Genomic DNA, 11896 nt, shown 5'->3' with positions numbered 1-11896 from the left:
TGCGCAATGACCACTTTCAAGGATCTCGGCCTTCCCCTGCCCATTGTGCGTGAACTGCAGCGGCAGGGGATCACCGAGCCCTTCCCCATCCAGGCCGCCGCCATCCCCGATGCGCTGGCGGGCCGGGATGTCCTCGGCCGCGGCCCCACCGGCTCCGGCAAGACCTTCACGTTCGGGCTGCCGATGCTCACCCGCCTCGCCGAGAAGGGCGTCACCCGCCCCGGCCATCCGCGGGCGCTGGTGCTCACCCCGACCCGTGAGCTGGCCGCCCAGGTACGCGAGCGTCTCGACGCCCCCGCCAACGCCCTGGGCCTGCGCCTGCTCGACGTCGTCGGCGGCGTGAACATCAACCGCCACATCCGCTCCCTGGCCGCCCCGGTGGACCTGCTGGTGGCCACCCCGGGCCGCGCGCAGGACCTGCTCGACCAGGGCAAGCTCCACTTCGACGAGGTCGCCATGGTGGCCCTCGACGAGGCCGACCAGATGGCCGACATGGGCTTCCTCCCCCAGGTCCGCCGCCTCATGGACCGCACCCCGCGCACCGGCCAGCGCCTGCTGTTCTCCGCCACCCTCGACGGTGACGTGCAGAAGCTCATCGACCGCTACCTCAGCGACCCGGTCACCCACTCCACTGCGCCGGTCCAGGCGTCCGTCGACACGATGGAGCACCACCGCCTGCTCGTGGGCGGCCGCGACGAGCGCAACGACGTCGTCCTGCGCATCGGGGCCCGCGAGGGCAAGACCATCATGTTCATGCGCACCAAGCACGGCGTCGACCGCCAGGTGAAGAAGCTGCGCCGCGTGGGCATCAACGCCGCCGGCCTCCACGGGGACAAGGGCCAGACCACCCGCACGAACGCTCTCGCCGGTTTCGCCGACGGCACCGTTCCGGTCCTGGTGGCCACCGACATCGCCGCCCGCGGCATCGACATCGACGACGTCTCGCTCGTCGTCCACGTCGACCCGCCCGCCGAGCACAAGGCCTACCTGCACCGTGCGGGGCGGACGGCGCGTGCCGGCACGAGCGGCACCGTCGTCACGCTCGTCATGGATGACCAGCGCAAGGAGGTCGAGGGACTCATGCGGAAGGCGGGTGTCGACGCCCCCGAGGTGCGGGTGACCGCGGACTCCGATGTACTGACTAAGATCACTGGTGCACGGGTGCCGTCGGGCACCCCGCTGCCGCCCCCCGGCCAGCAGCAGCAGAAGAAGTCGTCGGCCTCCGGTCCGCCCCGTCAGCGACGCGGTGGACGTCCCAGCCAGCGGCAGCGTCGTTCCCGTCGATAAGGTTCCCGCCCAGCGCCACTCATGGACATATTCATCAGCATCCTCTCCCTCCTGGGATTCGTCGCACTGACCGGCTCCACGGGTCTGTTCGTGGCCATCGAGTTCGCGCTCACCGGTCTGGAACGCTCCACCGTCGACAACCACGTGCGGGACAAGGGGGACCGCAGCGCCCACGCCGTCCAGCGTGACTACCAGAACCTCTCCTTCGTGCTCTCCGGTGCCCAGTTGGGCATCACGGTGACCACCCTGGCCACCGGTTTCCTCGCGGAGCCGGTGCTGTCCAGCTACTTCACCCCGCTGCTCGAGCTGGTGGGCCTCACCGAGTCGGCGTCGGGCGCGGTGGCCCTGGTGCTGGCGCTCATCGTCGCGACGTTCCTGTCCATGGTCTTCGGTGAGCTGGTGCCCAAGAACGTGGCCATCACCATGCCGCTCAACACCGCCCGCGTGGTTGTCCACCCGGTGCGCGTATTCAACATGGTGTTCAAGTGGTTCATCCTGTCGATGAACCGGTCCGCCAACTACATCGTCCGCAGGCTGGGCATCGAACCCGCCGACGAGTTGGCCACCGCCCGCTCCAACCAGGAGCTGGGCAGCCTCGTGCGCTCCTCCGCGCAGCAGGGCGGGCTGGACATCAACACCGCCCAGGTCATCGACCGTTCGCTCCAGTTCGGTGAGGCCACGGCCAACGAGTTCATGACCCCGCGCTCGACCATCGCCTACCTCAACGCCGATGACACGGTGGACGCGCTCATCGCCAAGTCGCTGGAGACCGGCCACTCCCGCTTCCCCGTCGCGCGGGGCGACCTCGACGACACGGTGGGTGTCGTCCACGTCAAGGACGCCTTCGCCGTACCCCGGGCGGCCCGCGCCACCACCCTGCTCGGGTCGTTGGCCCGCAGGGTCCCCGTCGTCCCCGACACCCTCGACGGTGACGCGGTGCTCTCCACGGTCCGCTCCGCCGGGTCGCAGGTGGTGCTCGTCGCCGACGAGTACGGCGGCACCGCCGGCCTGGTCACCATCGAGGACGTCGTCGAGGAGATCCTCGGCGAGGTCTACGACGAGCACGACGACGCCGCCGCGGAGCAGGACTTCCAGAAGTTCGGCTCGTCCTGGGAGGTCTCGGGGCTGGTGCGGGTCGACGATCTCCACGAGCGCGTCGGCTACACCGCCCCGTCCGGCCCCTACGAGACCCTCGGCGGCCTCATCATGGCCACCCTCGGCCGGATCCCGACGGTGCAGGACGTAGTCCTGCTGCCGGAATCCGACAACCCGGGCATGTCCGAGTTCGAGACCGGCATCACGGGCCGCTGGAACGCCCGGATCACGGTGATGGAGGATCGACGCGTCGACAAGGTGATCCTCACGCCGGTCACCGATGAGGAAGCGCAGGAGTACCAGAAGTGAACATCTTCACCACCATCCTCATGATCGTGGCGCTCCTGGCCGCCAACGCCTTCTTCGTCGCCGCCGAGTTCGCCCTCATCTCCTCGCGCAAGGACCGCATCGAGTCCCTCATCGCGCAGGGCAAGCCCGCCGCCCGCAAGGTCCTCTACGCCACCGAGCACCTGTCGATCATGCTGGCCGGCGCCCAGTTCGGCATCACGATCGCCTCGCTCATCCTGGGCAAGGTCGCCGAACCGGCGGTCGCCCACTTCATCGAGGGTCCCTTCCAGGCCCTGGGTATCCCGGACAACCTGCTGCACCCGATCTCCTTCGTCATCGCCCTGGCGTTCATCACGTTCCTGCACATCCTCTTCGGTGAGATGGTGCCCAAGAACATCGCCATCGCCGGCCCGGAAACCCTGGCCATGTGGCTGACCCCGGCCATGATCTGGTGGGTGAAGATCACCCGCCCGCTCATCGAGTTCATGAACTGGATCGCCCGTATCACCCTGCGTGCCTTCGGCATCGAGCAGAAGGACGAGCTCGACTCCACGGTCGACGAGGCCCAGTTGGCGTTCATGATCAAGGAGTCCCGTGAGGAGGGGCTTCTCGACGCCGAGGAGACCCAGCGCCTCTCCCAGGCCCTGCGCTCCGAGAAGCGTTCCCTCAAGGAGGTCATGATCCCCCTGGGTAAGGTCCGCACCCTGGACTTCGGTCGCCGCGGCCCGACCCTCGGCGAGCTTGAGCAGGCGGTCGTCGAGACCGGCTTCTCCCGCTTCCCCGTCACCGGCACGGACGGCTCCTTCCTGGGTTACATCCACGTCAAGGACGTCCTCGACCGCCTGGCCACCGCCGGCCCGGAGGAGTTCATCCCCCGCTCGGACCTGCGCCCGCTCACCATCGTCGACGGTACCGGCACCATGGACGAGGCCCTCCGCAAACTCCACCGCCGCTCCGCCCACATGGCGCAGGTGCGCGACCGCGGCGAGCTCATCGGTGTGCTCACCCTCGAGGACCTCATCGAGGAGTACGTCGGCACGGTCAACGACTGGACCCACGGGGATGCCTGAGCTTCTCGACGACTGGCGCGACCGCATGGCCGCCCACGAAGCCCGCGCCGACGCCCTCACCCGGGATCACCTCGCACGGCGGCAGCACCACGAGAAGCACCCCGTCTACGACTTCCTCTTCGAGTACTACCCGGTGCGCCCCTCCCACCTGCGGCGCTGGCACCCGGGCCTGGGCCGGGTCCTGCCCGGCCGCACCCCGCACGCCGAGTGGCGCGACTACCACTTCGACGGTGACACCACCGCCGTCGACGTCGCGGCCCTCTGGGAGCGCCGCGGTGAGTCCCTGCTCTACATCCGGGATCTGCTGCACCGGACGAACCTTAACCCGGCGCACTTCGACTGCTTCGGCCTCCACGAATGGGCGATGGTGTACCGCACCGACACCCCGCGCCACGACCTGCCGCTGCGCCTGGGGGCGGCGGGGAGTGACGCGGTCGTCGAGAAGCACCGGATCCGGTGCACCCATTTCGACGCCTTCCGCTTCTTCACCCCGGCGGCGCGACCGCTCAACCTGACGGTCCTCGAGCGCGAGGACCAGCCCGCCAACGACCAGGCCGGCTGTGTCCACGCCACCATGGATTTATACAAGTGGGCGTCCAAACTGGGCCCGCTCGTGCCGGGCGAGCTCTTTCTCGACTGCTTCGACTTGGCCGTCGACGCCCGCGTCCTCGACATGGAGGCCTCCCCCTACGACTGCCGCGCCCATGGTTTCGGTGTGGTGGCGATCGAGACCCCGGAGGGCAAGGCCGAGTACGTCGAGCGCCAGCGCGACCTCGCGGAACGGGGAAAGCCCCTGCGTGACCGGCTTGTCTCCCTCATTGATGCGGCACACGCCACTACACTTCATGGGCATGGGCCGTCATCGCAGTGAGTCAACAAGCTTCTCCATCGCCGGATGGGTGATCGCCGCCATCATCGCGGCGATCGTGCTCATCGCCGGTCTCATCTGGTGGTTCGGGTTCCGCGACGATGAGCCGCAACCTCAGGCGCAGGAGTGCATCGAGGGCGAGCTCACCCTGCCCGTCGCGGGTGACGCCGCCGATCTCATCGGCGCCTACAACGATTCGGACCCCGTCGTCCGCGACCACTGCGTCACGGCCGAGCCGGTCGAGAACATCGCGCAGGCCGCCGTCGTCGTCACCGACGGGGAGCCGGAGCTGGGCGACCGCACCGTCTCCTCCGCCGTCCCCGTTACCGGCGGCACCGCCCACGTGCTCAACCCGGCCGGCGACATCACCGAGGAACAGACCCGCGCTGCTGCGGACTTCGCGAAGTTCTCCGAGGTCGAGGCTCCGACAACCACCACTGCGGAGACCACAGCGGAGGCCGCCCCGCCCGCGGCTCCGGGCAGCACTCTCATTCTCTTCGACACCTCCGCCCAGTCCGACCCCGTCCATCAGCAGGCGACGGACGCGATCTCCCGGCTGTCCCGCGATCTCGGCGCGGAGGGGCAGCAGGTCGCCCTGTGGAACTACTCCTCCCCGCTCAACCCCGGTGTGACGCAGGGCTGGCGCAACAACGTCGGCTTCTCCGACGGCACCGAGGCCGCGGAGGTCGTGCAGCGCTTCGGCACCGGCGGCGTCCCCCAGACGCGTTCCGCCGTGGTCGCGGCCGTGGCTACCGCCGCCGATCAGGCCCGTTCCACCGGGGAGACCGTCCGGGTGCTCGTGGTCACCACCGGCACCGCCCAGGACATGGACGACGCCACCTTCGCCTCCGCCTTCGAGCAGGCGCGGGGGGAGGCAGACGTCATCGTCGAGGTCGCGCACCTCGGTGAGGGTGAGGCCGACGCCGCACTGGCCGCGGTCTCCACCCCGATCGAACTGTAGAAACACGTCTCCCCCCGCACGTGAGCTGAGCGGGGGGAGAAGAACTAGCTGGTCTTGCGGCGGCGCCGGGCGGCGAGTTCGTCCATGCCGATGACCTCAGCCTCGGTGTCGTCGATACGCTCCGAGGGGAACGAGGAGATCGTGCCGGTGAGCTCCTTCATGATGCCCGGCACGGCGATGCCGAACACGCCCTGCCCGCCGCCGAGGAGGTCGATGACCTCGTCCGCGGAGCGGCACTCGTAGACGGTGGTGCCGTCGGAGACGAGAGTGATCTCGGCGATGTCGTTGGCACCGCGGTCGCGCAGCTTCTCGACGGCCAGTCGGATGTTCTGCAGCGAGATACCCGTGTCCAGCAGTCGCTTGACGATCTTGAGCACGAGGATGTCGCGGAAGGAGTACAGACGCTGGGAGCCGGAGCCGCGCGCACCCCGGATGGAGGGCACGACGAGCTTGGTGCGGGCCCAGTAGTCGAGCTGGCGGTAGGTGATGCCGGCGACCTGGCATGCGATGGGCACGCGGTAGCCGACCTCCTCGCCGGGTCCGAGGTCGAAGAGGGATTCCTGGACGGGGTGTTCGTTGCTGCTCACGTAATTACTCCAATGAGGTTTGGAAATGCGCCCTATGCGTCATTAAAAACCAAGGTTAGAGCAACGTCAAGGGATGTCCCGGAGACACGCCGTAACTCTAACCCTCAACTTGAAGGTTAGACTTCTTCTTCCCCGTTGTCACCTTTAGTCACATCCGTGTCATCTTCCCCACCGAAATCGGCCTCTGACATGCCCAGAGAGCGCATCATCTGCTCGAAGTCGGCATCCGCCTGCGCATCCCCCGACGCGGACGAGGCCTCGACCTCGTCGCCGAAACGTAGCCCGAAATATTCCTCGAGAATATCGTCGGAGACGAAGAAGGACGCCTGGTTGAGCACATCCTCCTCGACGTGGATGTCCATCTCCAGGGAACGCGCGAGCAGCAGCGCGTCGGAGGGACGGGCGTCGATCTCCTCCCCGTCGGACAGCACGATCGAGGCGATGAACACGCCCTCGAAGTGGCTGATGATGTTGATCGCGGACACTCCCCCGCTGCTCCGGTTGATCACGTCGAGCAGCAGCTCCGCGGACCCCGGACGACGGGGAGTGAAACCGTTGTCCCGGGCGTCGAGCTCAGCGGCGGCGATCGGCGAGATCCACACCGGCAGAATACGGTTCTGCTCGGCCCAGCGGAGCAGCACACAGGTGAACTGCTCGGGGCCCGCGGTATGGATTCCGTGGTACTCGACAGGGATGAGCGTCATGCAAGCTCATCCCGCAGGGCGTTCTTCACCAGGCTGGCGTGCAGGGAGACGACCAGGGCCGTCATCTGCTGGCCCATGTCCTCGCCCTTCTGCCGCCCCTTGCGGCGGGCCACCGGACCCGCGACCTGGCCGATGAGGTCGGCCTGGCGCTGCGCCGTGTTGCGCAGAGACTTGAGGTGGCGGACGTCGAACCCGAAGTCCTGCAGGGACTGGGCGGTGGTGACCACCCGGACGTCATCGGCGGTGAAGAAACCGGCGGCGTCGGGGCGGATGAGCCCGGCGTCGAGAAGCTCGGAGACGAAGGAGACCTCGACCCCGGCCTGGGCGGCGATGTCATCGTCGGTGAGACGGGTCGCGGCGGGCGCGCGGAACTTCTCCGGGGAGACGATCGGCTCGGTCTCGATGAGCGAGACGGCACCGGAATCCATGGCCTCCAGCTGCTCGCGGATGACCTTGAGCGGGAGGTAGTTGTCACGCTGGGTGACCAGGATGTAGCGCAGGCGCTCAACGTCGTCGCCGGTGAAACGGCGGTAACCCGACGCGGTACGCTGCGGCGTGATGAGACCCTCGGACTCGAGGAACCGGATCTTCGAGACGGTCACATCCGGGAACTCCTCGCGAAGGGCCTCCAGGACCTTGCCGATGGACAGGGTCCGGGTCGTGCGCGGAGCTGCCGTGGCCGCCGGCTTTCGAACAGCACTCACTGGACAGGAATCACCTAGTCGTTCTTCGGCCCGGCGAGGAACACCAGACGGAACTTGCCGATCTGAATCTCATCGCCGGTGGTCAGCGCCTGGTTGTTGCGCGGCTCGCGGTTGACGTAGGTGCCGTTGAGGGAACCCACGTCGTAGACCTCGAACTCGCCGTCGGTGATGCGGAACTCAGCGTGACGACGCGAGACGGTCACGTCATCCAGGAAGATGTCCGACTCCGGGTGGCGGCCGGCGGTGGTGATCGGCTGATCCAGCAGGAAGCGTGCGCCCGCGTTCGGGCCACGCTTGACCACCAGAAGACCTGCCCCCTCCGGGAGGTTATCGGCGCCTGCGGCTGCCGGAGCGGACCCGGCGCCCGACTCCATCTCCTTCAGCAGGTCTGCACGGAAGACAGACGTGGTCTCAACCTGTGCCTCGGGGGTACCGGTGTTCTCGCTCATTTTCTTAATCCTCCGCTTTCGTCGGAACTGTGACTGTTTGCCATCATAGCGACTGTGGCCGTCGCGTGAGGGTACGACGACACCATCAGCGGAAAAGGTTACCAATCCCCCAGATGGCCGAATTACCCGACCCCGCGAGGGGGTTGTCGGAGACCATGTACGTCCACGTCGCCGACGGGCGCGCCAACCCGAGGTCCTCGAGGGTGCCCCCGGCCCGGAACGTCTCCACCGCCTTGTCGACGGCCCGCTGCGCCAGGTCCTTGAACTCGCGCACCGCGATGCGGTGGTACTCGTCGATCGGGGTCTCCCGGGCGATGGCACGCAGATGGATGGACTCGCGGACGTCGTCCATGACCGCCAGGTGCTCCGCCCACTCGTCGTCGAGGTGGAAGAGCATGATGTCACGGGCCTGCTGGATGTGGTCCTCCGCCGGCTCCACCTCGGGCGCCCGCTCGGACAACTCGACCCACGCCTGATCGGTGTCGAGCAACCGGGCACGACGCTCCTCGATGATGTCGCGCTGGTCCGCCAGCAGCTGGTTGTACTTCCACGTCTGGGCGTGGATCTCCAGCAGCTGCCCCTCGGTGACGCGCTGGCAGTGGCCCACCCAGTCGCGGATGCGGTCGGAGTTGATCGACCCGTCCGGCTCGGGGCGGGCGGTGACGTTCTCCCCCGCCCCACCGGAGGTGACGACGTCGTCCTGGAGGGAGACGAAGAACAACGACAGGCCGGGGTCGCCCTGGCGTCCGGCGCGGCCCCGCAGCTGGTTGTCGAGGCGGGCGGTGCGGTGGCGGGACGTGCCGATGACCGCCAGGCCACCGAGCTCCGCCACCGCGTCATGGTCGGACTGGTCGGCACCGCCCAGGCGGATGTCCGTGCCGCGGCCGGCCATCTGGGTGGACACGGTGACGCGCCCCAGGTCGCCGGCCTCGGCGATGATGCGGGCCTCCTCGGCGTCGTTCTTGGCGTTGAGGACGTTGACCTCGATGCCCAGGTCGGTAAGCGCCTCGGCCAGGGCCTCGGACTCGGCGACGTCGTGCGTGCCGACGAGCACCGGCTGCCCCGTCGCGTGCAATGCCGCGATCTCATCGACGATGGCGCGATTCTTCTCGGCGGCGGTGGCGTAGATGCGGTCGGCCTCGTCGAAGCGCCGCAGCTCCTTGTTCCGGTCGATGACCGAGACATGCAGGTCGTAGAACTGACGCAGCTGATCGGTGGCCTCCACGGCGGTGCCGGTCATGCCGCACACCATCGGGTACCGCCGCATGAGCGCCTGCAGCGTGATGGTGTCCAGGATCCGGCCGCCCTCCGTGACGTCGAGCCCCTCCTTCGCCTCCACTGCGGCCTGCAGCCCGTCCGGCCAACGCTGCAGATCGGCGACGCGCCCCCGGGAGGCGTCGATGAGCGCCACCTTGCCGTCGGTGACCAGGTAGTGGATGTCGCGGATGAGCAGGGCCTTCGCGTGCAGGGCGAGGTTGACCTTCACCAGGGTCGTCCCGATGTGCTCGTCGTCGTAGAGCGAGTCGATCCCCAGCGCGCCCTCCACCCGGGCGGCACCGTCGTCGGTGAGGAAGACGTTCCGGCGGTCGTCGTCGATGGTGTAGTGCTCGCGCTCCCGCAGGGTGCGCACCACGTCGGTGATCTGACCGGTGGGCTCCTGTCCCGGCTGGTTGCCGGCGAGGACCAGGGGGACGAGCGCCTCGTCGACAAGCACACTGTCGGCCTCGTCCACGAGGGCGACATCCGCCGGGGCCTGCACGGCGTCCTCCCGGCGGGTGATCTGCTGATCGCGGAGGACGTCGAAACCGATCTCGTTGACCGGGCCGTAGACGATGTCCCCGGAATATGCTTCCCGACGCTCCGCCGGGCCCATCTTCTCCGTCACCGACGCCACGCGCAGGCCGAAGAACTCCACCAGGGGGCGCATCCACTCGGCGTCACGCTCCGCCAGGTAGTCGTTGACCGTGATGACGTGCACCCGCTTGCCCGTCAGCGCGAAACCGGTCGCCGCCATCGCGCCGACCAGCGTCTTGCCCTCACCGGTGGCCATCTGGATGACATCGCCCTCCACCAGGCGGAGCACCGCCTGCGACTGCACCGGGAACGGCTCGAGGCCGAGCGTGCGGTGCGCCGCCACCCCCAGCACGGCCAGGAAGGCCGCCGGATCCTTGAGACCGCCGGCGGTGAGCTCGCGTGCCCGCTGGGCGAGGGCGGCGTCGTCAAGCTGCGAGAGCTCGGAGTGCTGCGCCTCCGCCTCCTGCACCAGCGCGCGGCTGCGCTTCTGGTTGCGCGTCTGCGATGCGCCCATCGCCTTCCAGAACCAGTCAAAAGCCATGCCACCACCCTAGTACCCTGGTGAGCATGCAATCAGTGAGCGTGACATTCCCCTCGGCGCGTGGCGTGGAACTGTCCGGAACCATCGACCTGCCCGACACCCCGCCCGTCGCGTACGCGATCTTCGGGCACTGTTTCACCTGTACGCGCCAGGTTCCCGCGGCCTCCCGGGTGTGCAAGACACTCGCGGCCCACGGCATCGCGTGCCTGCGTTTCGACTTCTCCGAGCTCGGCTTCACCTCCAACGTCGAGGAACTCCTCGCCGCCGCCGCGTGGCTGGCCACCGAGCACGAGGCACCGCAGCTCCTGCTCGGCCACTCCCTCGGCGGGGCTGCGGCCCTGCGCGCGGCCGAGCAGATCGATTCCGTCCGGGCCGTGGCCACCCTCGCCGCCCCCTACGACGTCTCCCACTCCGTGCTCCGCTTCGGCGACCGGGTCCGCGATGCCGAGACCGAGGGATGCGTCACTGTCACCCTCGCCGGCCGCGACATCGAGATCACCCGCGAATTCCTCGCGGACCTCGCCGCCCACGGACCGGAGACCTACCTGCCGGAGCTGTCGAAGCCCGTTCTCCTGCTCCACTCCCCCGACGACCAGACCGTCGACATCGGCAACGCCGAGCGGATCTACCGGGAGCTCAGCCACCCGAAATCGCTCATCTCCCTCGACGGCGCCGACCACCTCTTCACGCGTGCGCAGTCCGCACAACGCGCCGGCCGCCTCATCGCCGAGTGGGCCACGCCCTACCTCGATCCCTCCTACGTACCACCCGAGGTCAACGACGACCGGGTCCACTCCCGCATGACCGTCGGCTCACGCCACGGCACCGTCGTCGACACCGCCGGCGGCACCCTGTTCTCCGACCGCGACAAGGCCGCGGGGGGCCGCGGCCAGGGGCACTCCCCGATCAGCCTCCTCATGGCCGGCCTCGCGGCGGCCACCACGCAGGCCATCCGCGCGGCCGCCGAGGACATGCCGCTCATCGACGCCCACGTCACCATCACCCACGCCTCCCGCAACATCTTCGAGAGGAAGGTCAAGCTCATCGGCGACCTCAGTGAACCCCAGCGACGCACCCTCCTCAACGCCGCCATCTCCCCCTTCCAGATCATGCTCCCGGGCATCAAGATCCTGGACGTGCCGGCATGAGGGACGATCAGCGCTGCCCCTGCAACACCGGCCTGACCTACGCCGAGTGCTGCGGGAAGTACCACGCCGGCGGCGTGGCGCCCACCGCCGAGACGCTCATGCGCTCCCGCTTCACCGCCTTCGTGGTCCGCGACGCCGACTACCTCCTGCGCACGTGGGACCCGGACACCCGCCCCTTCGAACTCACCCTCGTCGACCTGCCGGTGCAGTTCTACCGCCTCGACATCCTCGATGTGGTCGGAGGCGGGCCCCTCGACCGGGAGGGCGTCGTCGAGTTCGAGGCCTTCTACAAGGGTGACCCGCCGGGGTCCCAGCGTGAGCGCTCGATGTTCCGTCGTGTCGGCCGCGAGTGGGTGTACACCGCCAGAGACGTGTCCTGACCTGCTGATTCGCGTATTCA

At 68.4% G+C, this 11896-nt stretch carries 12 protein-coding genes; 7 read left to right on the top strand and 5 right to left on the bottom strand.

What is annotated here, in order from left to right; translation table 11 throughout:
* The first annotated feature begins 6 nt into the window (after positions 1-6).
* Genes B9Y70_RS08870 through B9Y70_RS08850 form a run of 5 tightly spaced genes read left to right on the top strand, consistent with a single transcriptional unit; the run spans position 7 to position 5569 of the window.
* Positions 7-1287 carry a DEAD/DEAH box helicase gene (locus B9Y70_RS08870; RefSeq protein WP_085549912.1) on the top strand — a complete coding sequence of 427 codons (1281 nt, stop codon included), beginning with the start codon at positions 7-9 and terminating at the stop codon, positions 1285-1287.
* 21 nt (positions 1288-1308) lie between these two features.
* The gene (locus B9Y70_RS08865) at positions 1309-2691 is read left to right on the top strand and encodes a hemolysin family protein (protein WP_085549911.1); all 1383 of its coding nucleotides are present in this window, start codon (positions 1309-1311) and stop codon (positions 2689-2691) included.
* Positions 2692-2711: 20 nt separating this feature from the next.
* Complete coding sequence (locus B9Y70_RS08860) at positions 2712-3740, top strand: hemolysin family protein (protein ID WP_420838449.1); 1029 nt, start codon at positions 2712-2714, stop codon at positions 3738-3740.
* Positions 3733-4611 (top strand): 3-methyladenine DNA glycosylase, encoded by an 879-nt coding sequence (locus B9Y70_RS08855; RefSeq protein WP_085549909.1) that lies wholly within the window; start codon positions 3733-3735, stop codon positions 4609-4611. Before B9Y70_RS08860 ends, B9Y70_RS08855 begins: the two co-directional genes overlap by 8 nt.
* Positions 4592-5569, top strand: a complete 978-nt coding sequence (locus B9Y70_RS08850; protein ID WP_143337590.1) for a hypothetical protein — start codon at positions 4592-4594, stop codon at positions 5567-5569. Before B9Y70_RS08855 ends, B9Y70_RS08850 begins: the two co-directional genes overlap by 20 nt.
* A gap of 44 nt (positions 5570-5613) precedes the next feature.
* Here B9Y70_RS08850 and B9Y70_RS08845 read toward each other — a convergent pair whose 3' ends face one another.
* The 5 genes from B9Y70_RS08845 to secA2 form a co-directional block, all read right to left on the bottom strand.
* Complete coding sequence (locus tag B9Y70_RS08845; RefSeq protein WP_085549907.1) at positions 5614-6156, bottom strand: MerR family transcriptional regulator; 543 nt, start codon at positions 6154-6156, stop codon at positions 5614-5616.
* A gap of 116 nt (positions 6157-6272) precedes the next feature.
* On the bottom strand, positions 6273-6860 hold the full coding sequence (locus tag B9Y70_RS08840; RefSeq protein ID WP_085549906.1) for a bifunctional nuclease family protein: 588 nt from the start codon (positions 6858-6860) through the stop codon (positions 6273-6275).
* Positions 6857-7564: a transcriptional regulator FtsR gene (gene ftsR / locus B9Y70_RS08835; protein ID WP_085549905.1), complete on the bottom strand. Its 708-nt coding sequence runs from the start codon at positions 7562-7564 to the stop codon at positions 6857-6859. Before ftsR ends, B9Y70_RS08840 begins: the two co-directional genes overlap by 4 nt.
* Positions 7565-7578: 14 nt before the next feature.
* A complete protein-coding gene (odhI, locus tag B9Y70_RS08830) occupies positions 7579-8013 on the bottom strand; it encodes an oxoglutarate dehydrogenase inhibitor Odhl (RefSeq protein ID WP_085549904.1) in 435 nt (144 codons plus the stop codon).
* 85 nt (positions 8014-8098) lie between these two features.
* A complete protein-coding gene (gene secA2, locus B9Y70_RS08825; RefSeq protein ID WP_085549903.1) occupies positions 8099-10348 on the bottom strand; it encodes an accessory Sec system translocase SecA2 in 2250 nt (749 codons plus the stop codon).
* 41 nt (positions 10349-10389) lie between these two features.
* Here secA2 and B9Y70_RS08820 point away from each other — a divergent pair, with 41 nt between their 5' ends.
* Positions 10390-11496, top strand: coding sequence for a bifunctional alpha/beta hydrolase/OsmC family protein (locus tag B9Y70_RS08820; protein WP_338025219.1), 1107 nt, complete (start codon positions 10390-10392; stop codon positions 11494-11496).
* Positions 11493-11876 carry a YchJ family protein gene (locus tag B9Y70_RS08815; protein ID WP_085549901.1) on the top strand — a complete coding sequence of 128 codons (384 nt, stop codon included), beginning with the start codon at positions 11493-11495 and terminating at the stop codon, positions 11874-11876. The genes B9Y70_RS08820 and B9Y70_RS08815 overlap by 4 nt, the downstream gene beginning before the upstream one ends.
* Positions 11877-11896 lie beyond the last annotated feature (20 nt).

It is taken from the genome of Corynebacterium pollutisoli (assembly GCF_900177745.1).
Lineage (GTDB): Bacteria > Actinomycetota > Actinomycetes > Mycobacteriales > Mycobacteriaceae > Corynebacterium > Corynebacterium pollutisoli.
Note: the sequence above shows the minus strand (reverse complement) of the source record. Positions and strands in the feature narration are given on the sequence as shown.